This is a genomic window from Pirellulales bacterium (genome assembly GCA_035546535.1).
Lineage (GTDB): Bacteria > Planctomycetota > Planctomycetia > Pirellulales > JACPPG01 > JACPPG01.
This window is the reverse complement of sequence record DASZWQ010000155.1, coordinates 1-24,617: the sequence shown is the minus strand read 5'-3', so window position 1 is coordinate 24,617 and position 24,617 is coordinate 1. Positions and strand designations below refer to the sequence as shown.

The 24,617-nt window shown below is 63.0% G+C and carries 20 protein-coding genes; 9 read left to right on the top strand and 11 right to left on the bottom strand.

The genetic code is table 11. From position 1 onward, the window contains the following. Window positions 1-11 precede the first annotated feature (11 nt). Both VHD36_18715 and dgoD read right to left on the bottom strand, forming a co-directional pair. The gene (locus tag VHD36_18715) at window positions 12-575 is read right to left on the bottom strand and encodes a hypothetical protein (GenBank protein ID HVU89367.1); all 564 of its coding nucleotides are present in this window, start codon (window positions 573-575) and stop codon (window positions 12-14) included. Between the two features lie 42 nt (window positions 576-617). Then, entirely contained in the window at window positions 618-1,796 is a 1,179-nt protein-coding gene (gene dgoD / locus VHD36_18710) for a galactonate dehydratase (protein ID HVU89366.1), read from the bottom strand. 322 nt (window positions 1,797-2,118) lie between these two features. Between dgoD and VHD36_18705 the strand changes: the two genes are divergently transcribed. From VHD36_18705 to VHD36_18690, 4 genes are read left to right on the top strand one after another with little or no spacing between them, the layout of a single operon-like run. Beyond that, the gene (locus tag VHD36_18705; GenBank protein ID HVU89365.1) at window positions 2,119-3,456 is read left to right on the top strand and encodes an MFS transporter; all 1,338 of its coding nucleotides are present in this window, start codon (window positions 2,119-2,121) and stop codon (window positions 3,454-3,456) included. Window positions 3,457-3,514: 58 nt separating this feature from the next. Continuing rightward, entirely contained in the window at window positions 3,515-3,889 is a 375-nt protein-coding gene (locus tag VHD36_18700; protein HVU89364.1) for a hypothetical protein, read from the top strand. Between the two features lie 29 nt (window positions 3,890-3,918). Further along, window positions 3,919-5,358: a LutB/LldF family L-lactate oxidation iron-sulfur protein gene (locus VHD36_18695; protein HVU89363.1), complete on the top strand. Its 1,440-nt coding sequence runs from the start codon at window positions 3,919-3,921 to the stop codon at window positions 5,356-5,358. Further along, complete coding sequence (locus tag VHD36_18690; protein ID HVU89362.1) at window positions 5,355-6,038, top strand: lactate utilization protein C; 684 nt, start codon at window positions 5,355-5,357, stop codon at window positions 6,036-6,038. The genes VHD36_18695 and VHD36_18690 overlap by 4 nt, the downstream gene beginning before the upstream one ends. 286 nt (window positions 6,039-6,324) lie before the next feature. Here VHD36_18690 and VHD36_18685 read toward each other — a convergent pair whose 3' ends face one another. After that, the gene (locus VHD36_18685; GenBank protein ID HVU89361.1) at window positions 6,325-7,314 is read right to left on the bottom strand and encodes a Gfo/Idh/MocA family oxidoreductase; all 990 of its coding nucleotides are present in this window, start codon (window positions 7,312-7,314) and stop codon (window positions 6,325-6,327) included. Between the two features lie 335 nt (window positions 7,315-7,649). Here VHD36_18685 and VHD36_18680 point away from each other — a divergent pair, with 335 nt between their 5' ends. The 4 genes from VHD36_18680 (at window position 7,650) to VHD36_18665 (ending at window position 13,002) form a co-directional block, all read left to right on the top strand. Next, entirely contained in the window at window positions 7,650-9,251 is a 1,602-nt protein-coding gene (locus VHD36_18680) for a DUF1549 domain-containing protein (GenBank protein HVU89360.1), read from the top strand. Between the two features lie 70 nt (window positions 9,252-9,321). Continuing rightward, window positions 9,322-10,617, top strand: a complete 1,296-nt coding sequence (locus VHD36_18675) for a DUF1501 domain-containing protein (protein ID HVU89359.1) — start codon at window positions 9,322-9,324, stop codon at window positions 10,615-10,617. A gap of 213 nt (window positions 10,618-10,830) precedes the next feature. Continuing rightward, complete coding sequence (locus VHD36_18670; GenBank protein HVU89358.1) at window positions 10,831-11,850, top strand: MBL fold metallo-hydrolase; 1,020 nt, start codon at window positions 10,831-10,833, stop codon at window positions 11,848-11,850. 87 nt (window positions 11,851-11,937) lie between these two features. Then, window positions 11,938-13,002: a DNA polymerase III subunit delta' gene (locus tag VHD36_18665; GenBank protein HVU89357.1), complete on the top strand. Its 1,065-nt coding sequence runs from the start codon at window positions 11,938-11,940 to the stop codon at window positions 13,000-13,002. Window positions 13,003-13,009: 7 nt separating this feature from the next. Here VHD36_18665 and VHD36_18660 read toward each other — a convergent pair whose 3' ends face one another. Then, complete coding sequence (locus tag VHD36_18660) at window positions 13,010-13,435, bottom strand: secondary thiamine-phosphate synthase enzyme YjbQ (GenBank protein HVU89356.1); 426 nt, start codon at window positions 13,433-13,435, stop codon at window positions 13,010-13,012. A 510-nt stretch (window positions 13,436-13,945) separates the two neighbouring features. On the opposite strand from VHD36_18660, the gene VHD36_18655 reads away from it, so the two are divergent. Further along, the gene (locus VHD36_18655; protein ID HVU89355.1) at window positions 13,946-14,161 is read left to right on the top strand and encodes a hypothetical protein; all 216 of its coding nucleotides are present in this window, start codon (window positions 13,946-13,948) and stop codon (window positions 14,159-14,161) included. Between the two features lie 79 nt (window positions 14,162-14,240). Here VHD36_18655 and VHD36_18650 read toward each other — a convergent pair whose 3' ends face one another. From VHD36_18650 to VHD36_18620, 7 genes are all read right to left on the bottom strand, one after another. Beyond that, on the bottom strand, window positions 14,241-16,010 hold the full coding sequence (locus tag VHD36_18650) for a c-type cytochrome domain-containing protein (GenBank protein HVU89354.1): 1,770 nt from the start codon (window positions 16,008-16,010) through the stop codon (window positions 14,241-14,243). Window positions 16,011-16,176: 166 nt separating this feature from the next. Beyond that, window positions 16,177-18,618 (bottom strand): DUF1549 domain-containing protein, encoded by a 2,442-nt coding sequence (locus VHD36_18645; protein ID HVU89353.1) that lies wholly within the window; start codon window positions 18,616-18,618, stop codon window positions 16,177-16,179. Between the two features lie 112 nt (window positions 18,619-18,730). Beyond that, a complete protein-coding gene (locus VHD36_18640; GenBank protein ID HVU89352.1) occupies window positions 18,731-21,268 on the bottom strand; it encodes a PPC domain-containing protein in 2,538 nt (845 codons plus the stop codon). A gap of 105 nt (window positions 21,269-21,373) precedes the next feature. Beyond that, entirely contained in the window at window positions 21,374-22,672 is a 1,299-nt protein-coding gene (locus VHD36_18635; protein HVU89351.1) for a DUF1501 domain-containing protein, read from the bottom strand. Window positions 22,673-23,342: 670 nt separating this feature from the next. Further along, window positions 23,343-23,546 carry a carbon storage regulator gene (locus tag VHD36_18630; GenBank protein ID HVU89350.1) on the bottom strand — a complete coding sequence of 68 codons (204 nt, stop codon included), beginning with the start codon at window positions 23,544-23,546 and terminating at the stop codon, window positions 23,343-23,345. 194 nt (window positions 23,547-23,740) lie between these two features. Continuing rightward, window positions 23,741-24,037, bottom strand: coding sequence for a hypothetical protein (locus VHD36_18625; GenBank protein HVU89349.1), 297 nt, complete (start codon window positions 24,035-24,037; stop codon window positions 23,741-23,743). A 451-nt stretch (window positions 24,038-24,488) separates the two neighbouring features. Beyond that, the coding region (locus VHD36_18620) for a DUF1501 domain-containing protein (protein HVU89348.1) at window positions 24,489-24,617 on the bottom strand (129 nt) is incomplete at its 5' end.

Here is a 24,617-nt window from a genome sequence, read left to right as displayed (position 1 = left end):
CAGGCCGTCGATCACGATAGCACGACGCCATCCACAAGCTTGGTCGAGTCCAGTTGCCCTACCTTGAGTAACTTACAGGTGACGTCTCTGAGAGGGCTCCGAATTACAAACAATTGATCCCCATGCACCTCGTATTCTGTCAAGTCGTCGTAGGCATCGTGGAACCGGAACTTACGATCAACAGTGTTATCGTTCTCATAGACGAGCACGAGAAACCGATTGCCGATTTCTGGCCAGTGCAGCCTACGAAGTTTCGAAAGGCAGGTTTCAAACTCGCGCGTATTTTTCGGCCCGGCGCAGCCCTTCCATCGGACGAACTCTCCGGTCAAGTCGAAGTGCCGTCTATGAACGTAGAACTTGAACTCCACAGCGGCGAAGTCGTTGTCGACGTTGATAAGTAGGTCGATCCGTTCCCATTCCGTTTGGAGTCGAGCTCTCGCGCATCGTTGTTGTATCTCCGCCATTACGAAGGACCGAAATGTTGACTCGTCGACATTTACAAGCTCAACAAGTTGGGCTTGCTTCTGAAGCGAAACCATCGCCGATTCAAGTGACTCAATCAAGAGGTCGCGCATCGACTTCCTCCAGGCTGTACGAGCAACTTACGACTATACAGTTTACCAATCCCCCACGCTGCCGTCGGCGTAGAACGTGCGTTGCGGTAGCTCTTGCTCGAACGGATGCTTGCGGATCGCGGCTTCGTTGATTTCGATGCCCAAACCGGGCTTGGTGCTGGAGCGGACGATGCGGCCGGCACGCTCGACCGTGAAGCCCTCGGTGACAATCTCTTGCCGCCAGGGAACGTCGAGGTGGACCGATTCGCAGATGATGTAGCTGGGCGTGGCGAAACCGAATTCCAGCGACGCCGCCGTGCTGACCGGCCCTTGCGGATTGTGCGGGGCAAGTGCCACCCGGTACGCCTCGGCCAGCGCCGCGATCCGCCGTGCCTCGGACAGTCCGCCGGTATGCGTGATGTCGGGCTGAGCCACGCTGAACGCGCGGCGCTCGAAGAACTCGCGAAACGCGTGAATGCCGATCAGTCGTTCGCCCGTCGCGATCGGCGTGCGCACGGCGTGCTGAATGTCGGCCATCGCGGCCGGCGCCTCGGGCCAGCACGGTTCTTCCAGCCAGTAAAGTTCGTACGGCTCGAGCGCTTTCGCAAACAGCAACCCCATGCGCGGCGACGGGCGCGCGTGGCAGTCGACCATCAGATCGATGCCGTCGCCGACCGCGTCACGCATCGCGCGAACGCACGCCTCGGCATAGCGGATCGGGCGTAGCCCTTCGAGCGGCCCGGTCTCGGGCACGGCCATGGTTTTCATGGCCGTAAAGCCTTCGTCCACGGCGCGGGCCGCCAACTCGGCGAAGCGCGGCGCGTCGCCCGGCGCGGATTCGTACATATCTTCCATCCGCCCGCCGCCCAGGTGGCAATACGTGCGAATGTAATCGCGCACGGGACCGCCCCAAAGTTTGTGGCAGGGGACGCCGTGCAGCTTGCCCACGATGTCCCACAGCGCGATGTCGATGCCGCTGATGGCCGTGCCGCGCACGACGCCGTTGCCGTGCCAGAAGTGCTGGCGAAACATCATTTGCCAGAGATGCTCGACGCGCGTCGGATCTTCGCCGATCAAGAGCGGCGCCAGATCCTCGATGGCGCCGACCACGGCGCGGGTGTGCCACTCGAGCGTGGCCTCGCCCCACCCCCACAGTCCCGGCTGATCGGTCAGGACCTTGACGAAGATCCAGTTCCGCATGCGGGCGTTGCAAACGTGCGTTTCGATGGCGGTGATTTTCATGCGTTCTTCGTCGAAGCGTTTTGGTTCGAATTGCTCGGAGACTCTCCAACATTAGCCCGAAGCGCTAGCGAGGGTTCTTCTGCGCGACGAAGCTATCTTTCGCTGGCGTTTCGGGCTGGTAAGGTCATCAGGCGTGCCTCGATTCGGCGGCGGCATTATAGCAGGCACAACGTGCACTTCCGGACGTGTACGCCGGAGCGACTACGGAAGCGTCTTTGTTGACAGTCGCGCGCAACCGCAGTCAATTGGCGGCTTGTTGCGATTGACACCACCAGCGATTGTGGCGGCGCAGCTCGAATTACGAAACCCGTCCAAGTATCCGATGCATGACAGTTCGGTGAGCAACGAGTCGAGCGCATCGCGCCGAATCCGGCTGCCGGTTCGCTACCTGGTGCTCGGCTGGTTCTGCCTGGCGGCGGCCCTCGCGTACGGGCCGCGCCCCCTGCTGGGCCTGTGCGCCACGGCCGTGCAAGACGAGTTGTCGCTGTCGGACGAAGCCTTTGGCTGGGCGCTGGGGGCGTTCTTCCTTAGCTATTCGTTGTTTCAGATTCCCGCCGGCTGGTTGGCTGGTCGCTGGGGAAGCCGCGCGGCCTTGGCCGTGAGCATGGCGGGATGCTCGATCGCCGCCACCTTCACCGGCGCAGCGTCGGGCCTGCCCTCGCTCATGTTCTGGCGCCTGGGGACCGGCACGTTCCAGGCGGGGATTTTTCCCGCCTGCACGTCGTCGTTCGCTCACTGGTTTCCGCGCACCGAGCGCGCCGTGGCCAGCGGCCTCTTGACCGGATTCATGTCGGCCGGCGGTGCGGCGGCCGTGGCGCTGGGCGGGTGGCTGCTGAAGCACGAATACGTCGGCTGGCGCGGCGCGTTCGTACTCGTCGGATTTCCAGGCATTCTGTGGGCCGTCGGCTTTTATTGGTGGTTTCGCAATCGACCGGCCGAGCACACAAGCGTAAGTCCCGCCGAACTTGCCAAGATTGGCGCGGGCGCTTCAGAGAAAGAGGTGAACGCGCCGACTGAGTCGGAACTTGAACCCACTCCCTGGCTGGTGCTGCTCACGAGCGTGCCGCTGTGGCTAATCTCGGCGCAGCAGTTCTTTCGTGCGGCGGGCTATGCGCTCTTTCTCAGTTGGTTCCCAAAATACGTGCAAGAGGAATACGGATCGTCCGTGGAAGAAGCCGGCATTTTGACGAGCATTGCGCTCGTCGCCGTGACCGTGGGCTCGCCGATTGGTGGCATCTGGTCCGACTGGCTACTCGCCCGCACTGGCAGCCGCCGCGTCAGTCGTAAATGGCTGTCGGTCGTGACGATGCTTACTTGTGCCGCCTTTTTCTTGGCCGCAGGCTTTGCGACCAGTGCCCGTACGGCCCTTGTGCTGTTCACTGGCGCCGCGTTCTTCGGCTCGATCGCGGGCCCCGCGGCCTATGCCATCACGATCGATATGGGGGGCCGACACGTGCCCACCGTGTTCGGCATTATGAACATGGGGGGCAACGTCGGGGCAACGGTTTTTCCGATCGTGGTCGGCAAGTTGATCGCAATCACCGGAAGTTGGACTTGGATCCCCGCCTTCGTCGCCGGCATTTACATTGCCGGGGGAATGTTGTGGCTCGGGCTCGATACGCACGGAACGATTTTCGATCGCGACGCAGCGGCCGAGTGAATCTTGAGACCGTGACGATCTCGGTTGCCAAAGTCTCGGCCGCGGTGACAATACGCTCATGCCGAAGCGCAAGAAGCCTCAATCCGAACCTCCTGTAGCGCGCGATCCGAACCCGACGGTCGAATTCGTCACCGTGGCCTGGATGCTGTCGGTCATGACGGCGCTCGTCTGCGAATTGGGTTTCGTGGCGGCGCGGGCTTTTCTGCTTTTGGTCAACGGCGAGGTGCCGGCGATCCGGGCGCTGGCGGCGATGCTGTTTTTTGCGGCGCTTGTGGTGGGGTTGGTATCGCTGGGGCTAATGGTGATCGTGATGCGGATGCGACGCGATCCACCGCCGCGCGGCATCGTGGCTTTCGCGGCCGTCGTGGGTGTGCTGCCAGTGGCGGCGCTTTTGGTGCGCATGTTGGCGGGCGGCGTTTTCGCGGCGCCGTAGGGCAGATCAGGATCAAGATTCGAGACACCATGACATCGACCACCGATTACACACGCCACCCGCATCACGAATTCCTGGCCGCCAGCGCCGAAGCGCTCGTCGACAAGAACCTGCAATCGTCGCTGTCGCTGTTGGGTTCGTCGCTGGGGCATCGCAACGCGGCGGCGTTCGCCGCCTATCCTGCCTCGGCACAGATGCGTGAAAAGGCACGCGCCATCAAGGACGCCACCCTGGCCGAGTTGGACAAGCATCTGGAGACGCTGGAAGCGAGCGTGCAAGCCCGCGGCGGAAAAGTTCATTTCGCCGCCGATGGCGCCGCTGCCTGCCAGATCGTTGTCGACATCTTGCAAAAATCGGGAGTGCGGCGGGCCGTCAAAAGCAAGTCGATGACCAGCGAAGAGATTAATCTCAATCCGGCGCTCGAAGCGGCCGGCATCGAGCCGATCGAGACCGATTTCGGCGAGTACATCATTCAAGTCGCGGGACAGCGCCCTTCGCACATCGTGGCCCCGGCGATTCACTTGCGCGCCACGCACGTGGCCGAGATTCTCAGCCCCGTTGCCGGCGAAACTCTCCCGCCAGACGCAACAAAGCTGGCCGCCTTCGCCCGTAAACGCTTGCGCGACGCTTTTGCCACGGCCGACGCCGGCATTACCGGCGCGAACTTCGTCGTGGCCGAGACCGGCACGATCGTGCTCTTGGAGAACGAGGGCAATATCCGCCTTTCGACCGGCATGCCCCGCGTCCACGTGGCGGTGGTGGGCATTGAGAAAATCATTCCGCGGATGGAAGACTTGCCCGTCTTCTTGAAAATCCTCGCTCGCGGCGCGACCGGGCAGAAGATGTCGGTCTACACGTCCTTGATTACCGGGGCACGTCGTGACGGTGAGCTGGACGGGCCCGAGGAGTTCCACCTGGTACTCCTGGATAACGGGCGCACGCGAATCTTGAGCGGCCCCTTGCGCGAGAGCCTGTTTTGCATTCGCTGCGGTGCCTGCCTGAATGCCTGCCCGATCTTTCGCAACATCGGCGGCCATGCCTATGGCGGTATCTATTCCGGGCCCATCGGCGCCGTGTTGACGCCGCTCTACGACGGGCTGGTGGCGAATCATCATCTGCCTCATGCCTCGAGCTTGTGCGGCGCCTGCCAGGCGGCCTGCCCGGTGAAGATCGCCATACCCGAGATGCTCATCCAGCTGCGCGAGCAATTGCATCACGAGCCGGGCGAACTGGGACGCATCGAGTCGTGGGCCTATGGCCTGTGGGCGCGGATGATGCGCAGCCCGACCATGTACCGACTCGGCACCTGGTTGGCGACGCGCACCGCGGGGCGCCTCTGGTCGCAGCGGTGGATGCGAAAACTTCCCGGCGGCTTGCAGGGTTGGACCGACAGCCGCGATTTCCCGGCGCCGGCGCGCGAGCGCTTTCGCGATTGGTGGGAGAGCGAGGGAAAGGAAGGTCCGACGTGAAGCGCGAGGAATTCCTGGCCCGCGTGCGCAGCGCCGCCGAAGCGGGGCGCGCCTATCGCGTGCACGCCGACGCAACGATTCCCAATTCGGCGGGCTACGTCGGCGCCGGCGATGATCTGCCCGGGCAACTGGCAGTCGAAATCACGGCCGTGGGTGGGCAAGCCACGGTCGTCGATGATCTGCCGGCCGCGCGCGAGGTTCTATCAACGCTCATCGAGCAGTATCGGCCGAAAACAGCGTTGTGCTGGCAGCATCCGGTTTTAGAAAGGCTCGCGGTGGACAGCTTTCTTGCTGAGCGCGGCATCGCCAGGCTCACGCACGATGGCTTGGCGGCTCTTCCCCCGAACGAGCAACGCCAGCGTATTCTCGCCGCCGATATCGGCATCACGAGCGTCACGTTCGCCATCGCCGAAACGGGCAGCCTGGTCATGATGTCCGAACCGGGCCGCGAGCGCCTGGCCAGCCTGCTACCGCCGGTTCACGTCGCGATTGTCGAGCGATCGCAGATTCTGCCCGACCTCTTCGATCTGTTTACCGAAGTGCAGCGAGCCGGGTACGAGAACCTGCCCAGCAATTTGGCGTTCATCACCGGCCCCAGCAAAACGGGAGACGTCGAATTCACGCTCACCACCGGCGTCCACGGGCCCGGAAAGTGGCACGTGATCGTGGTGCGGGCGTGAGTGCAGACCCGTGTGCCATGCTTTTTCGCGTCAGCGAATAAGCATGCTCCGCAGGGCATTCACGCAGCGCAATCGGAGGAATCCATCCTCAGATTTCGCAGATTGACGCAGATTACGATTGCCGCGCGCGGACAACGGCCGAACGCCGTGTGCGTCTTCGTATCATCGGCGGAATCTGTGAAATCCCTGGATGCATTCGTATTCTCCACGTCGCCGCGCAACGGTCACGGCATGCTTATTCGCCTGCGGCGAAAAAGCATGGCACGCCAGGATTCGTAAATTGCGACTACTCGAAGACCTCCGCCTTCGGCAGCGTGATCCAGCGCCCTTCGCGGGCTGATTCCAGCACGGCCGCCGTCCAGTCGTAAAGCGGCAGCGCCGCCTCGGCCGGTGAGATCGTCGGCCGCCGGCTCGCAATCGCGTCGAGAAAGGCGCTATCGGGCGAGCCCTCGGGCAACAGATCGGGCACCGGCTCGACGTGGTTGTTCTTGGCGCGAAACAACTGCTCGCCGCGGATCAGCAGGTCGGCTTCCCGGCAATGAAAGTGAATGTCTTCGCGCCAGTGGTTGGCGTCGCCGACGAAGTGCGCCGCCAGGCTGGCCCCGCCCGTAAGTCGGGCCATCACCTGGGTGACGATTTCCACCCGGCTGCCGCGCTTGTCGCTCGTGGCGTAGAGCGCCTCGGCTTGTTGCCCCGTCAGGTAGTGCACGATGTCAACCTGGTGGCTGCCGGCATCACCAAAATAGCCGGCCCCAACGTTCGGATCGTCGCGCCAGGTGCCGATGATGCCCTGGTGCCAGCGCTCGCAGACAAAGATGTGCACCTGCCTTAGCGGCCCATAGTAAGAAGCATTCTCCGTCAACTCACGGCGCGCCGTGAGATAGATCGATTTGTAGCGCCGCTGGTACGAAACCGACAGGACGCGCCCCTGATGACGATGCCGCTCGACCAGGTCGAGGATCTGCTCTCGGCCGCTGCACAGCGGCTTCTCGCACAGAACGTCCAGTCCGTGGTCAAAGGCGGTGTACACCTGCTGATAATGCAGCGGGGTGGGGGAGCAGATCACGACAGCGTCGAGCCGGTGCCGGCCGATACAATCCGCGGGGTCGGATTCTATAGCGGCTCCGGGGGCGTATTCGGCGACAAACGCCCGGGCCGCGGCAGCGTCCGGGTCGCAACAGGCCACGATCGCGGCTCGCGGGTCGTTCCGCAAGCGCTGGGCGTGCAACCGGCCGACAAATCCGCAACCGATTAATCCGAGGCGAATCTGACTCATAGCGCTCCCGTGCGAAAACGGCCCGCCCGGACCGTCCCCAAGCTTCCTGAAGTGACTGGCCGGCACCAGTATCGAAATCTGGCCCGTCGCGACAAGCGGGGGCCTGAACCGCCATGTGGACCAGGAGCCATGACATTATGCCGGGGTCGACGTTCCTGACCAGAACGGCGAAACCTGCAACCCATCCGTGGTGTTCAATGTGTGCCGAGTGTTAGGATGCCCACTCTGCCAACCTGCCCGCCGGGAGTGCTAGCTCAATGTTTCCCGCCGTTTCCACGCGGTTCCGTGTTCCCCTCGCGATGGGGGTGGCTGCAGCCGCCGGGCTTTCGATTTCCATGATCGGAATGATCCGTGCCGAGCAGGATCCGGCGTCAGCCTCGGCCCTGGTTCTCGCGCAGACGATCGACACCCAGCTTCGGGCCGAATTGCCGACCAACGCCGATAGCATGCCGGTGGCCGGTCGGACGGATGACGAGGCGTTCCTGCGCCGCGCTTCGCAAGATCTGGTCGGAGCGCTGCCGACACCGGCCGAGATCACGGCCTTTGCCCTCGATCCGGCCGCGGACAAGCGCGACCGGGCGGTCGAACGACTGCTGGCCGATCCGCGTTATGGCGAGAACTGGGCGCGCTACTTTCGCGACATGATCCTGTTCCGCCGGACCGACGATCGGTCGCTGATCACGCGACAGAGTGTGACGAAGTTTCTGACCGAGCAGTTGAATCAAGGGGCCGGCTGGGACTCGATCGCCAAGGCCTTCATCACCGCCAGTGGTGACGTGCGCGAAAACGGCAACACGGCGCTGATCATGGCGCAGATGGGCCAGGCAGTCGATATTGCCGCCGAGACGGCGCGGATCTTCCTGGGCATTCAAATTCAGTGCGCCCAGTGCCACGACCATAAAACCGACCGTTGGACGCGCGAGCAATTCCATGAACTGGCGGCCTTCTTCCCACGCGTGACCGTACGTCCCGTGCGCGACGGAGAGAAGCGGGTCAGCTTCGCGATCGCGTCGCGCGACGCAGGCCGGCCGTCGAAGAAACCGAACGGCAAGAACGGCAGCCCCGAGCACTTCATGCCCGACCTGCAAGACCCCAGCGCCGCGGGCACGCAAATGACGCCGGTGTTTTTCGTTAGCGGCCAGAAACTGGAACTGGGCACCAAGGATGCCGATCGTCGCCAACAGCTTGCCGAGTGGATCACGGCGCCGTCGAATCCCTGGTTCGCGAAGGCGCTTGTCAACCGCATGTGGGCCGAGTTGGTGGGCCACGGCTTTTACGAACCGATTGACGATCTAGGCCCCGACCGGACGCCGACCGCCCCGAAGACGATCGAGCTTCTGTCCCAGGAATTCGCCAATCACCGCTACGACGTGAAATGGCTGCTGCGCACGATCATGGCCACCGAGGCGTATCAGCGTGCCAGCCGTTCGCCGAACGAAGAGGGCCCGACCACCTTTGCCGCCAACTGCCCACAACCGCTCCGTGCGGACCAGGTTTTCAGTGCATTGGCCGCGGCGCTGGCGATCGACGAATCGCAATTCGCGCCGCCGGCGGGGCAGCAGGGGCTGGGCGCGCAGCGATTCGCACGGGGGCCACGGGCTGAGTTCGAGCGCACGTTCGGCTACGATCCGAGCGCCCCGCGCGACGAGGTCGCGGCTTCGATTCCGCAGGCTTTGTTGATGATGAACTCTCCGTTCTTGAACCGGGCCATTAGCGCCAAGAACTCCAACACGGTTCTCAACAAGCTACTGGCCGAGAACGCCGACGACGAAACGATCGCCACCGAACTGTACTTGCGCTGCCTGGCACGCGAGCCGGAGCAAGTCGAGCTGGCGACCTGCCTGTCGTACGTCACCGCCAGCCCGGATCGCGCCGAAGCCTTCGAAGACATTCTCTGGGCGCTGGTGAATTCGACCGAATTCACGCGCCGCAAGTGAAACCAAAGTTGTGACCCCGGCTGACCCCGGCTGAGGCCGGCCGACAGCACAAGCCGTAGGACCATCACGTATGAGCTCCTTGCAATTGCACACGGGCCTCCAGGTGAACCGCGATCGAGTCGTGCGGCGCCGCGATTTCCTCAAAGGAATTTCGCTGGCCGGTGCCGCCGGGGCGTCGGGGACCCTCGGCTGGAAAAACCTGGTGGCGGCCAAGGCCGACGAGCTGCGTTCGCGCGGCATGGCTTGCATCCTGCTGTTCATGAAAGGCGGACCCAGCCAATTCGAGACGTTTTCACCCAAGCCCGGTCACGAAAACGGCGGCGAGACCAAAGCGATCGACACGAGCGTCGCTGGCATCCAGATCGCGCACGGCCTGCCGCACATGGCCCGCGTGATGCAGGACGTCGCCGTGCTTCGCGCGGTGACGGCCAAGGAAGGAAATCACGCCCGGGCCGAGTTCCTGATGCACACCGGTTACGCGCCGACGCCGACGGTCAAACATCCCACGCTGGGCTCGATCGTGGCGCATCAGCTCGGGGACGTGAATTTCGATCTGCCGTCGTTTGTACGCATCGCCGGACGCACGACCGATGGAGGCGGGCTGTTGGGGGTCGAATACGACCCGTTTTCGATGGCCAACGCCGAGGCGCCGGCCAACGCCAAACTGACCACCGGTCAGCCGCGGTTCGAGCGGCGCATGAACCTGCTCTCGCAATTGGAGAGCAGCTACGCCCGCGGCGGCGCCGAGCGCGAGGTGGCCAATCATCAGAAGCTGTACGGCAAGGCGGCAAAAATGGTCACCAGCGCCCGCATGGAAGCCTTTCAGCTCGACCGCGAGCCGGAAGCGGTCCGCGCGCGCTACGGCAAAGGAGATTTCGCGTCGGGCTGCTTGCTCGCCCGGCGGCTGATCGAGTCGGGCGTGACGTTCGTCGAAGTCGGCAGCAACGGCTGGGACACGCACGACAACGTCTTCGAACGCACCACGAACCTGTGCGGCCAGGTCGATCAGCCGATGGCGGCTTTGATCACGGACCTGAAAGAGCGCGGCATGCTCGACAAGACGTTAGTTATTTGGATGGGCGAATTCGGCCGCACACCCAAGATCAACCCACGCGGCGGCCGCGATCACTTTCCACGCGCTTCGAACGTTGCATTGGCCGGGGGTGGTGTCCGCGGCGGGCAAGTGATCGGTCACACTGACGCGGGAGGCGATACTGTGACCGATCACCCCGTCAGCGTGCAGGACCTCTTCCAATCGTTCTGCAAGAGCCTGGGCATCAACCCGGCGATCGAGAACATGAGCGCCATCGGCCGGCCGATCAAGATCGTCGACGGCGGGCAGCCGGTGAGCGAGCTTTTCGGCTGAATCGATTCTGCTTATCTCGCGTGAGCTGTCTCACGCAGCACGCTTTGACGCTTGACGGTGCTACACTTGTGCTTGCTGGAAGCTGTGGCGCCGGTTGCCCAGCCCAGGCCGCGGTGGTACAAAAGCACGCAATACCTGCAGGCTGCGGGGGCGTGGCAAACGCTCCCGCCAGCGTCCTGCGGCCTTCTGTGTCTGCTTGCGTTCCCTACGTGCATGACTGAGCTTCCGGCCATCGAGCGGTTCGTCGCCAGCACGGGCCAGCGCATCTATCGCATCCCCTGCGAAGCGTTTCCCAATTTCATCGCCTACGTCTACTTGGTGTTCGACGCCGGGCCGCTGACCTTGATCGACACCGGCAGCGGGTACGGTAACTGCAACGCCCAGGTGATGGCCGGCCTCGAGGCTGTCCGCACGGAGTTCGGCGAGCCCTTCCAGGTGGGCGACATTCGCCGCATCTTGATCACGCACGGTCATATCGATCACTTCGGCGGCGTGGCGCACTTGCTCGAACTGACCGGCGCCGCGTTGGGTATCCACGTCCTCGATCGTTGGGTGCTCACGGCCTACGAAGAGCGAGTGATCGTCGCCACCCGGGCCCTGAAGACCTACCTGCAGCGGGCCGGCGTCGACGCCGAGCTCGAAACCATGCTCATGGAAATGTACGGCTTTTCCAAAAAGCATGTGCGCAGCGTGCGCGTGGATATCACGCTGGCCGACGGCCAGGAGTTCGACGGCATGCAATTCATCCACACCCCCGGCCACTGCCCGGGCCAGGTGTGCATCGCCATGGGTAACGTCTTGATCAGCGCCGATCACATCCTCAGCCACATCACGCCCCACCAGGCCCCCGAGAGCATCACGGCCTACACCGGGCTGGGCCATTATCTCGAGGCGCTGGAAAAAGTGCGCCGGCTTCCGGGCTTCGAGCTGGCCCTGGGGGGGCACGAGGTCCCGATCAACGACGTCTATACGCGGATCGACGAAATCCGCACGAGCCACGAGCGCAAGCTCGATCGCGTCATCAACACGATTAACGAATCGCCCGACCCGGTGACCATCAGCAGTATCACGCAAGCGATGTATCCGCGAGCGATCGGCTTCAACACGCTGTTGGCGCTCGAAGAAGTGGGCGCCCATGTCGAATACCTGTACCAGCATGGTCAGCTGCGCGTTACGAACCTGGACGAGGTGCAAACGCACATCAGCCCGGCCTTGCGATACCGCGTGGCGTGATTTCTCTTTCCGACAACCGATCGTTGAAGTCTCCGTGCCTCCGTGTCTCCCGTGGTGAATCTTCCTGCCTGACCCGAGAGAACAAGCATGGCCTGGCAAGGACTCGAAGGGCATGACGACGTCGTCGAGCGGTTTCGCGCGAGTCTCGCCCGCGGCCGTTTGGCTCACACGTTTCTGTTCGTAGGGCCGGCGGGCATCGGTAAACGCAGCTTCGCGCTGCGCTTGGCCGCGGCGCTTCTGTGCCAGCGGCGTCCGGCCGCCGCGCTCGATCCTTGCGGCCAATGCCCAAGCTGCCTGCAAATTGCCGCCGGCACGCATCCCGATCTGCTCATGGTCAGCAAGCCGGCCGACAAGAGCTTCATCCCGCTCGAGCTTTTCATTGGCCCTAAGGAAAAGCGGATGCAGCAGGGACTGTGCCATGACATTTCGCTGAAGCCGTTCATGGGCGGACGGCGCGTGGCAATTATCGATGACGCCGATTATTTGAATGAGGAAGGGGCCAACAGCCTGCTGAAGACGCTCGAAGAGCCGCCGGCGCAGTCGGTGCTGATCCTGATCGGCACAAGCGCCGATCGGCAATTGCCCACGATTCGCTCCCGCGCGCAGACGGTGCGCTTCCGGCCGCTGCCGGCCGAAGTCGTCGCCCAGCAACTCGTGGCCCGCGGCCTGGTCGAGGATCGCGCGACGGCCGAGCGCCTGGCCGGCTATAGCGGCGGCAGTATCACGCACGCCGCGGAGCTTGCCGATCCCGCCCTGTGGAAGTTTCGCGACGTCCTGTTTGCACAGCTCGGCGAACGATCGTTCGACAGCGTGACGTTTGCCAAGACGCTGGCGGCGTTTGTCGACGAAGCGGGAAAAGAAGCCCCCTTACGCCGCGCCCGCATGCGCCTGGTCATCGGCTTCGCCATCGAGTTCCACCGCGAACTGGTGCGGGCCCTTGCTGGCGTGCCGGCTGCCGAGGCCTCGCCCCACGAGGAAGTGACGCGGGCCGCGGCCTCGGGACGCTTCGACCGGGTGGACCTCGCGGCACTCGCGGAACGCTCGATCGAGGCTCTCGGGCATGTCGACCGCAACGCCCATCAGGCGGCGCTTTTGGAATGCTGGCTCGACGATCTGGTGCAGTTGAGCCAGCCACCCCGCGTGCCGGTTTGAGCGGCCTTCATTCCTTCTCGCCCCACAGCGTAAGTACCAGGCTGCGTGGCGTGGCGTGATCGCGATGCTCGCACAGGTAGATTCCCTGCCAGGTGCCCAGGCACAGCCGGCCGTCCGCAAGCGGCACGCTCACGGAACTGCCCAAGAGGGCTGCCTTGACGTGCGCCGGCATATCGTCCGGTCCCTCGGCCGTATGCACGTAAGGAAAATCTTCGGGCGCGAGCGTATCGAACACGCGTTCCATGTCGGCCGGCACGTCAGGATCGGCGTTCTCGTTGATCGTGAGCGATGCCGAGGTGTGCTGGATGAAAACGTGCAACAGGCCCACGCGAAACTCGGCCAGCTCCGGCAGCGCGCTGATGATGGCGCGGGTGATCAAGTGAAAGCCGCGCCGCTGCGCCGGCAAGCGAATCGTGCGTTGCAACCAGGACATGGTTCGGAACCTTCTCAGTGGTTGGCATGTTGCGCGTAAAAGTTGCGCGATGACACAAACGTAATCGCGCGCCGCGCAATGCTGAGTATTGAACGGATCAATTCATGCAGCGTGCCGGTGAGTTTCGCGATATTTCCGCGGAATGATTTGCGCCCTAAATGCTGCGGTTTTCTCGGCGTTTTCGCGACATTCTTGATATTTTCCGACAGCGCGCTTGACTCGCGCGCACGCGCTACGAATAATGGGCTGCTTAAGGAGTATCGCACGCCTGCACCCGGTACGTGGGAGTTTGCTGGAGCTCTAACAGCGGCCGCTGGCATGAAAGGCCAGGTCCGGTGGCTGTCAAATGGTTCGGGTGCCCCCCAGCCTTGATTTGCCCGATTCGTGGCTCCGCCCACGGCGGACGACGCGACACGATCGGCGCCCTCATGAGTGTTAAGCACGTAGTTTTTGTCTGGCAATATTCACTTTGTTCCTTGACGTTGTTTGTCGGAAGGTAGGTTGAGAGCGATGCGGAATGTATTCGAAGCGATCGTTGAGTTTGGTCACGACGAGGATTTTTCCCCGGTAGAAACGAACGAATTCGTACCGACCGAGGCGCCGGCCGGTTCGTCCGAGAAACTCGACGTGCTGGCACGTCGGATTGCGATGGGCTTGCCCCTGTGGCACCCCGAAGATCGGCCCGATTATTCTGGTTTGACCGGCGCGGTTCGTCCCCGCGAGTAAGAGTCGAGTAAAAGCACAGCGTAGCGTTCTGGGAAGGAACAGGCTCAGAATCGCTGATCGAGAAACGGCCCAGCCGGCGCTAATTCGAAGCGCTTGCTTGGGCCGTCTGCGTTTTATCGTAGGCCGCTTTTTCTTCGGCAGCCCTGGCCGCGGCGCTCGCGGCCGCCGCCGCGGCGTCCCCGGCCGCTTTAGCGGCGGCCGCCTTATCGGCCAGTGTCTTATCGGCGGCCGCCTTGTCGGTCGCAACCTTCTCGATTTCGGCCTGCAGCGCCTTCAGTCGCTCGGCCAGCGCCGCCGCCGCGGCCGTCTTTTCGTCGGCCGCCTTTTGGGCGGCGGCAAGTTCCGCCGTGGCGGCCTCGGCCGCGACTTTGGCGGCAGCGGCACGCGCGGCCTCGGCCTCGGCCAGCATCGCCAAGGTAGGCGGGTTGCTGGCGAGCTTAGTCACGAGCGCCCCGTCGGACGCGTTCCACACGCGGATCTCGCCCGTCCAATCGCCGGCAACGACGCGTCCGCCGTCGTGAGCGAAGACGGATCGCAAGGCGATGTCGCCAAAGGCCTCGAGCGCCCGCTGCTGGGCGCCGTTCTGGTCCCAGATCTTGGTTGTCTTGTCACGGCCGCAGGAAACGAGCCGCCCATCCATGGCGAAGTGTACCGACAGGCTGCCACCGCCGTGCGCGGCCCAGTTCTTGACCACCTGCCCCTGCTCCATTTCCCACAGCTTGAGCGTGCCGTCTTCGCTGGTGCTGGCCAGGATATTGCCGTCGATGCGCCAACTAACCGCACCGATGCACGCCGTGTGCCCTTTCAGATTTTGGTACTCGCGCGCCGTCTCCGCCTCCCAAACGAACATCCCCCCGTTGCGATCGGCCGTGGCCAGGAGCACGCCGTCGGGGCTGTACTCGATTGCCGTGATCCACTCGGTGTGCTTGCGAATCTCGTGGACCAGCGCGCCGTCGGCGACATTGTAGATCTTCACCACGCGGCGCGGTCCGCCCAGGGCGACTTGCGTATGGTCGTCATTGATGTCGGCGGCCAAGACGGTATCGAGCTCGTCGCCGATTTCAGTGATGCGCTGGCCACTCTTCACATCGAACAGCACGACGCGTCCGGATTGCCCGTCGCGCCCGCCGCCGGCCAGGAGTACCGTGCCCGAGCGGCTGAAGCGCAATACCTGCGGCGTTCCTTCGGGGAAGGCCAATACGCCCAAGAGTTGGGCGTTGTCGGTGTTGTAAAGCACGATCTGCTTCTGCCCGGCCACGGCCACCAAGGGGGCCCAGGGGCTGGCCGCCAGCGCCGTGACGGCCGCGGGACGCACGGTGTAAACCGACGGTTGCCGCGTTAATCCTTCCGGCATGGGGGGCGGTCCCTCGGGCTTGCCGGCACCGGCCGACGCCTTCATTTCGATTTTCGGCTTCGCCTTGATTTTGGCGGTCGAGCCGGCCTTCTCCAGCGCGCCGAGTGTGATCCACTGCTTGAGCGTCGCCAGCGTCGCTTCGGGCAGTTTGTCCTGCTTGGGGGGCATCTCGGGCGTCTCTTCGTGCGAGACGAGCTTCCACAGTCGCGAGCTATCGGCATCGCCCGGTTCGATTACCGCGCCGCTCGCGCCGCCGCGCATCATGGCGGCGTAATTGTCCAGCCGTAGATCGCTCTTGGCCGTGTCGGGACCGTGGCACGTAAAGCAATGCTGACGAAAGATCGCCTGCACGTGCTCTTCGTAGGTGACCTTGGCCTGGGCCTTGTCGTCGGGCTTTGCCTCTTCGGCCGTCGCGACCACACAAGTCTGCAAAGCCGCGGCGATCGAGAGCGTCAACGCCGGCAACAAGCGGATATTGGCAGATATAAGGGACATGACTGCACGTTTGCTCGTCGTTTAATGAGGGTTGCTGATCGTGGTTGCGCGATTGGTAACTCGGCTTCAGGGGGCCCGGCTCAGGCTCGCGTGAGCAGGCGGCCCGCATGGCTACGCGAGCACGGCCAAGGGCACACGAGCCCCGTTCCGATGTTTGGCAGTCGCTCTAGTGGTTGAACAAAAACTCCCGGGAGTTCAACACGGCCCAGAAGACGTCTTCCAATCCCTTCTGTGGAGCCGGCTCGGCGGCAACGACCGCCAGCAGCTTTTGCGATTCCTCAGGCGTCGGTTTGCGCGACAGCGAGCGAATGTAGATCGTTTCGATGATCTGCTCGGGCGTGCGGCCCGCCTCGAGCATCCGCTTGATGGCGCCGCCGTCGCGGACCTTGGTCTCGATCGTATCGCCGTTGAGCAGGTGCAGCGATTGCGAGAGCGTGGGATCGGTCTTCACTTCACACACGCCGACCGTGGCGCGATTCGAACGGCCGAAGGTCGTGAGGAAATAGGTCGATCCGTTGCCGTCGGCAATCTGGACGGCCTTGGCTCCCAGCGGCAGCCCCGCGAACTTGTCCTTGGTCTCGGTGACTTCGCTGATGCTGTCGAGCAAATTCTCAGAGCGAATGCGGCGGATGCGCGCGTGGGCGAAGTTCAGCTCGTCCGCTTCGTTACTGGCGTTCCGTTGACTGGTGTGCTGATACGTCTGCGAATTGCAAATGTCGCGCACCAACTGCTTGAAGTCGTAGTTGTATTGCGTGAAGCGGTCCCCCAGGGCCTGGAACAACTCGGGGTTGCTGGCCGGGTTGCTGACGCGAATGTCGTCGACCGGCTCCACGATGCCGACGCCGAAGAAATGCGCCCACACGCGGTTGGCGACGCTCGTGGCGAAGTACGGATTCTCCGGCGAGGCCAGCCACCTGGCCAGTACCACGCGGCGATCCTGCCCGGCCGTGTCGGGGCTCGGGCCTCCCAGGAACTTCGGCGGCATCACCCGCCCGCCGACGGGATGCGTGACCTCGCCGCTGCCGGTATTGAAAATGATCGTCTCGCGATAATCTTCCCCCGTCTTGCGGCCGATCTGCGAGAAGAACGCGGCGAAGCTGTAGTAGTCGTTCATCGTCCAGCGATCGAACGGATGGTTGTGGCATTGGGCGCACTGAGTGCGAATGCCCATGAACACCTGGGCCACGTTCTCGGCCGTCTTCAGCGTGTCGCGCTCGATCTGGTAGTAGTTTGTCGCCGCGTTGGTAAAAGTGCCGCCGTTGGCGCCGAGCAGCTCCTGCACCATCAAGTTCAAGGGCATGTTGCTCGAAATCCGCTCGGTCAGCCAGTTCGAGTACAGGAACATCGATTTATAGCTGACGTCGACGGTGCTCTTGACCATCAACAGCTCGGCCCACTTCATGCCCCAGATTTCGGAGAACTCTTTTCGCTCGAGCAGTCGATCGACGAGCTTGGCGCGCTTCTGAGGGTCGGTATCGGCGACGAACTCGATGTATTCGGCCTCGGTCGGTAGCAAACCCGTGATGTCGACCGTGACCCGGCGCAGGAAGATTTCGTCGCTGCACAGATCGCTGGGCAGAATGCGCAGCTTTTGCAGCTTGGCGTTGACCAGCTCATCGATGTAGTTGGCCGGTTGCGTCGTGGGGGGCGTGTATTGCAAGTCCTTCGGCAATACCAGGACCTGGCTGCCGACGGTGTGCGTCTCGAAGCGGGCCATGACGAAGGCCTCGCCACGATGGGCGGCCGTCACCAGGCCGTCGGCATTGATCGGGGCCGAGTTGTCGTTGTTCGTCAGGAACACCGCCAGGCTCGTCACGTCGCGGTCAGTGCCGTCGGCGTATTTAGCCCGGGCAATGAACTGCTGCGTGGCCCCCTCGCCCTCCAGCACCACCTGGCGCGGGAAGACCTCGACGGCCGTCACGGCGGGCACGGCGCCGGCATCGAGCGGCGCGCCGGCATCCAGCCAGCGAACCAGCGTCTGGCAATAGGGACTCTCCAGGTCGAAGCGCTTGCCGCCCGTATGCGGGACGGCGCCGACCGCCTTCTCGATCAGCAAACTTTCCTTCGGCAGCGCCAGGTTGATCCGGCGATAGCTATATTCGCGCGTCAGGCGGAAGTGATCGCCGTCCGGGTCGAACCCGAACAATGACAGGCGAAATCCGTCCTTGCCGCGGGCGGCTCCGTGGCAACTGCCGGTGTTGCAGCCGGCACGCATGAAGACCGGCATCACGTCGAGCTTGAAGCTGATCGGCCGGTCCGCGGCAGCCTGCTTCACGGTGACCGGAATCTGCACCGACTTGTCCGCGCACAAAACTTCCAGCGTGGTATCGCCGTCGGCGGCAGGGAAGACGACCGGACCATCGAACCGCACGAGCGCCGGGTTCGCCGGCTTGAACTGCGCTTGCGGCGTCACGTCCAGCGTCACGCCATCGGTCCGAGTGGCCATCACCACCAGCCGCTGGCTGTCGCGCGAGGTCGACAGCTCGACGTCCGGCGGAAAGACCTCGATCTTGGCCACCGGGGCGTCAGCCCAGGCCAAGCCCGAATGCAAAACGAGAACAGCACTCACCAAGACGCGGTTCATGCTGCGGTAAATAATGTCACTCACGGCGAGTCTCCTGCACTAGCATCCTGCAAACGTCTGTGGCGTTCCCATTTCTCGTGACGAGTCCTCGTTGGCGAGGGCGATCCAGTGATCGCACGTAGGTTGTTACTGCGCGTCAGCCCGCGGGCTTCGCCTCCGCCGCAGCCGCCTCGGCTGGTTTCGCTTCCGCGGGAGGAGCCGGCTCGGCAGCGGCGGCCGCTGCTTGTTGCTTGGCGGCTTCCTTCGCCTTTTGCCGGTCGAGGCGCAACTGTTCCAATCGCGTCAAACGCTTCTCTGGTGGTTTGTCGGCCGCGGGCATGGGCATCGGCGCCGCGGCGGCAGCGGCCGGCTCGTTCGCCTTGGGCGGTAGCGGTTCGTCGACGCGCAGTTCGCCGCCGCCGATCATGTGCGTGATCGGTTCTCCCTGCGCGACGATCGTGATCCGCGAGAGCAGCGTCTTGTGCTTGCCGGCCGGCGAGTTGGCCGTCGTCTTCACATGGAACAACAGTTCCTTGGCGTCTTTGTTGATCTCGCCCGGCACCGAAGTCACTTCGTTCGGCAGCCCAAGCAGCTCGACCTTGGCGTTACCGTCGAAATCCTTGTTCTTGGTGACCGCGATCACGACGTCGGTTTCTTTCCCCTTTTCCACCGCGGCGGCGGTGTAGGCAAAGCCGACAAATGGTTCGGCAATTTCCAGGTCGGCCAGTTGCGATGAGACCGTGACTGGCCCGTTACCGACCGTGGCCGAGCCGAGGACCGCAATTTTCCAAACGCGCACTTCCGCGCCGCTATTGGCCGTCAGCGGCAGAATCACCTCGTCCTTGCCTTCGGGAATCGCCACCGAGCTGGGGGAACCGATGCCGGGCGGGTTGTAGAGCATCGAAACCGTGATCGGCGCGGTGAAGCCCTCCTTGCGAGTCGCCTTGACCTTCAGCTCCATCGAGCCGTCGCGCACGATCGGCACCTTGGGCTGAATGATCTCGATCGAATAGGGCACGGCCTGCGTCAGCGACACGGCCATCCGGTCGGCCGTATGCGTCCAGACATTGATGTTGTTCTGGCCGCGGACCATCGAGGTCGTCTGTTCCAAGTGCCCTTCGATGTTTTGATTCGGGTCTTCGTGCCGGCCCACCACGTCGGCCAGGCGGCCGGCGAGCGGGGCATCGGCCGCCGCGGTGTACAGCACCGGCACGATCGTTTGATTCGCCGGCATCTTGTCGGTTTGAATGGTTACGCCCGGCGGCAGATCCTTGATATCGACGATCAGGTTGCCGCCGAAGTCGGCCCGCGACGCGCTCACCAACGCCGCCGTGCGGTTCCCCTGCGGAACGTCGATCGTGATGTCGACGAACTGCGACCGCTCGGGCAGGCCCATCACGAGCCGTGGTTTCACGGGCGTGATTTCCACGCGGTAGGCGTAATCAACGCCTCCTTTCTTTAGATGATCCTGCACGTAGATGACGTATTCGTCGTCCTCGGGCACGGCCAGGCGGACGTAGCTGTCCGGACCGCCGCTGTCGTCGTTGCCGGCCACGCCAGCCCCGCCGATGCGATTGATATTCAGTACCGGGTCGAGCGGCGAACGAATCCCGCGGGCCAGGACGCGGACGTCGAACTGCTGCCCTTTCTTGGCCGTGAACTTGAAGCAGTCGACATCGCCCGGCTGCGAGATAACGCCCGCCAGTGCGATCGGCGCTTCGAAGGCCGTGGCCGTGGCCGGATCATTGTTCGGCTCGGCCTCGATCTTGTTCGCTAAGTCGCCCAGGCGGAAAACGTTGGGCGAAGGGGCGATCCCTTGGTCGTCCTGCGCGAAAAAACCGAACTTTGGCGTCGGGGACGCGGGCAGAACGATCTGCTGCGTGCGCTCGCCGGCGACGTCACCCAGGACGCGAACGTCGACGGTCTCGCCATATCTTCCGCCGGCCGGAATCGTCGCGCGTGGGCGCGGGAATCGCCCTACGTGCAGCCGGTACATGCACGAACCGTTGCCGCCGTAGGCGGTCTCGCGAACTTGCACGATGTAGCTGCCATCTTCCGGAGCGATCACGGCCGCCACGCCATCTTGCCAGACCAGGGCCGCGTCGTCCGAGTTGGCCAGCTCGAAGCGCTGCTTATCGAGAATGGCCACGTAAGGATCAAAGAACGTATAGCCCAGCCGGATCCCTTCGATTTCGGCCGTGATGCGTTCGCCCTTCTTGGCGTCGATCACGAAGAAGTCGACGTCTTCGTTGTCGACAACGCCATTGACGGTCACGCCCAGGTCAATCTTTTGGGGCTGGGCGAAGTCGCTGTTCGGCTCGGCCTCTTTGATTTCCGGAAGAGCCCCGACGTAGAACGTTCGCAACTCGCTGGTGCCGCTGGCCGTGCGCAGACGCATGGCATGTTGACCAAGTCGGCAGTCGGCCGCGATCGCCAGCTTGACCTTCACGGCGTTATCTGCGGCTTCCATCCCCTTCACCTCGAAGCCCGGCGAATAGAAGAGGATCTCCTGGGCATCCGCCAGGCGGGCGCCGTTGAAGGTGACCTCCGTCTCGACGCCGCGCTGCGCGCCGACCGGGGTGATCGAACCGACGCTGGGGCTGGCGGCGTCGGCCGCCGACGTCGCTAACGACACGGCAACGGTCAGAACCAATACGCAGCGCGCGACGCGCGAAATCAACATGCCATTACGCATGGATGGTGAACCTCATTGCGAGTGTTTGGCAAGCTGCCTGTTGTCGCGGGCGCCCTCCGGACGCTCCCTGGTCCGCGACGAAAGCCGGACGCCGCCGCCAACGGATTAAGCGAGCAATTCCTTCCGCACCTGGCCGCCGTCGACGATTTCGATCGGGCGGTTCCCCGGCGCCATCAGCTCCTTGTCGGCGACGATTCCCAGTTGGTGATAGATCGTGGTTGCCAAATCGGGCGGCTCGATCGGGTCGTCCTCGGGCTCACTGGCCACGGCATTCGACGAGCCGTAGATCGTCCCCCGCTTGATGCCGCCACCGGCCAGGACCACGCTGAAGACCTTGGGCCAGTGGTCGCGGCCGGCGTTACCGTTGATCTTCGGCGTGCGGCCGAATTCGGTCGACACCATGACCAGCGTCTCGTCGAGCTTGCCCATCCGATCCAGGTCGCGGATCAAGGTGGCGAAGCCCTGATCGAAAGCCGGCAGCGCACCGCGCATACCGGCGGCAATTTGCGTGTGCATGTCCCAGCCCGAGTACGTCAACGCCACGAAGCGTACGCCGGCCGTGACCAGGCGGCGGGCCATCAGCATGCGCTGACCGGCCTCGTTACGGCCGTACTCGTCGCGGATGGCATCGGGCTCGGCGTCGATATTGAAGGCCTCGCGCGCGTCCTTCGAGCTGATCAGGCTATAGGCCCGTTCGTAGAACGTGTCCATGGCCGTGATCGCGTCCGACTTTTCCTTGGCATGGAAGTATTCGTTCACCGTGGCCAACGCCGATTTGCGACGGTCGAAGCGCACGTCGTCGACGCCGCCGGCCATGTTCAGGTCGCGCACCTGGAAGCCCTTCGCTTCCGGGGCCGAACCCAGGCTGAACGGAGCGTAGGAAGAGCTCAGATAGCCCGTGCCGGCATATTCGTTCAACTGGTTGGGAATGCAGACATACGGCGGCAGGTTGTTGCGCGGGCCGTATTCGTGGCTCACGACGCTTCCCATGCTCGGGAACACCAAGGCCGGCGACGGCTTGTAGCCGGTGAACATGTTGTGCGTGCCGCGCTCGTGGGCCGCTTCGCCGTGGGTCATCGAGCGGATCACGGTGATCTTGTCGGCCATCTCGGCCGTTTTGGGCAGCGTCTCCGAAAAATGCTGCCCGGGAATCTTCGTTGCCACGGATCCAAGTTCGCCGCGATATTCGATCGGAGCGTACGGCTTCGGATCGAACGATTCCTGATGGGCCATTCCGCCCGGCAGGAAGATGTGAATCACGCTCTGGGCTTTCGCGGAAATGTGCTCGTAGTTCTTCTGTTCGGCCTGGGCCTGGCGGATACGCAGCAGGCCGGGCAACGAGAGCCCCAAGCCAGCGGCCCCGACCGAAAGAAATCCGCGACGACCGGTGCGAAGTCGAAACATCGAGTCACCTCCTGATGAAATCCGTGATCCCGCGACTGCCAGGTGAGATCGCTTCCGATCGACCTCCGCTCAGGCACCGCGGCGGCGAGTTACTCGCACTTTGGGTTGTACAGGTGTGTGTTGTGTTGCCAGCAGCCGCGGTCGCAGGTGTGCAAAAGGCGAGCCGGGCCAACGTGGCGGCGGGCTTTGGGGAACGGCCGTCTGCTAGCAGGCCGGGGCCCGTCGACAGTCAATTCCCCGGAAAAAGAGTAACCGAGTGGCCGTCGAATTGTCAACGATTTTCACTCAAATGTGAAAATATGAGCAATTGATGATGCATTCATGGAGGGCCGATGTGCCACAGGATGCGGCAACCGCCGCGCAGACAATGGCGGTGCGTGCCGGACCCCGGTTTTCTGCTACTTCGCATGGTCGGCGAGCAAAAGAGTCGGATCACGCGCGTGGTCGCGCAAGCCACAGGCATGAGCCCGTGCCAAGCGCGCAAAAAAAGCCCGTGCCCCGCGCGCAAAAAAAGCCCGTGCCCCGCGCGCAAAAAAAATCGCCTGGACCGGGAGGACTCCGGCCCAGGCATCTTTGGCGTTCAATCGGCCTTCGCGCCGTTTAAGCGCGGCCGAAATGCGTGTTTTTCAGGGGGAATCGGCGTGTAACGGACGGGCCTCTCGTTGTCGCTTCAACAGTTCGCGCCACCGATGGCTTCACTGGGGCTCGCCGATTCCGCGGCAGGAGCTGTTTCGAGCTCCTCTCGAAGGACCAGCATATCGGCGGGGGCTTCGATGCCTAATCGGACCTTATCTCGGCTCACTCGGACGACTGTGACAACGATCGAGTCACCGAGTTTGATTCTTTCGTTTTCCCTTCGCGACAGGACGAGCATGAGACAACCTCCATGTCGATGATGATGGTGTACATATGTATAAAATTACGCCGTGCATGTCAATGCCCGGCGGTCGCGAATTCTTGCCCTCCTCGACTTCGCAAGGAGGACGAAAATCTTGGGGTTCTATGGCACGCTGCCCGCGGGCATCCGGCCTTCTGGGCTGCGTGAGAACCAACGCACACTAAGTGGTACTATGCTGCCGAAAGCTCGAGCTGATGGGCCTCCTCGATTTCGGCCGTCAAGAAACGCTCGCCTGTCGAATCGTAGAACAAAACCGTGTTGCGCTCGCTAACCCAGATGGCTGAATACTTTGTGGCCCGCGGCCCGTGCAGGCAGTAATAGCGGCCGCAGGGCATTCCGGAACGCGTCAGCACCATCTCGGTCATCACATAGGCGTCTGCCTCGAGTTGCTCGTGATCGCAAATTGTCTGGCTAACAAATTTTCGCAAATTGTCTAACGTGTCGATCCGCTGTGCGGTACACGCCATGATTGGATATGGGCTCCTAGCTCGGCGTCATTTTGGATTGAATGCCACGATGACGCAGCCTGGCGGAACTGGTGAACTTGGTAACAGATATTGCTATCGGCAAAATGGGGCGTCCACTTTTTGGGAGTTATGCGCGAATTGCCCAAAATGTGATCGCTTTACGGATTGAGTGCTTCGCGCGCGCTTTCGCGGAGCCTGCGAGTTGCGCGCGGAGTTACCGCTTGCGAGCCGGCGCTTCCATTAGAGCTGCTAATCGAAACGAACCGCGAGCCGGACGACGCGAAGCGTCGGAGGGGAATTAGCAGCCTGTTGAAAAAAGCCCTCGTGGCTTTTTACAACCTCGCCAAGTGCGAAGCAAAGCTTCGCACGGCTCGCAAAATAACGACTTACGTCGACATTTTGCCATCGCATCCCTGCGATGTCGCAGCCCGTTGAGTTCTTCAACAGGCTGCTAAGCCAGGATTTCGCGGATCACGTGGCCGTGTACGTCGGTCAGGCGGAAATCGCGGCCGCCGAAGCGGTAGGTAAGCCGCTCGTGATCCAGGCCCAAGAGATGCAGGATCGTGGCGTGCATGTCGTG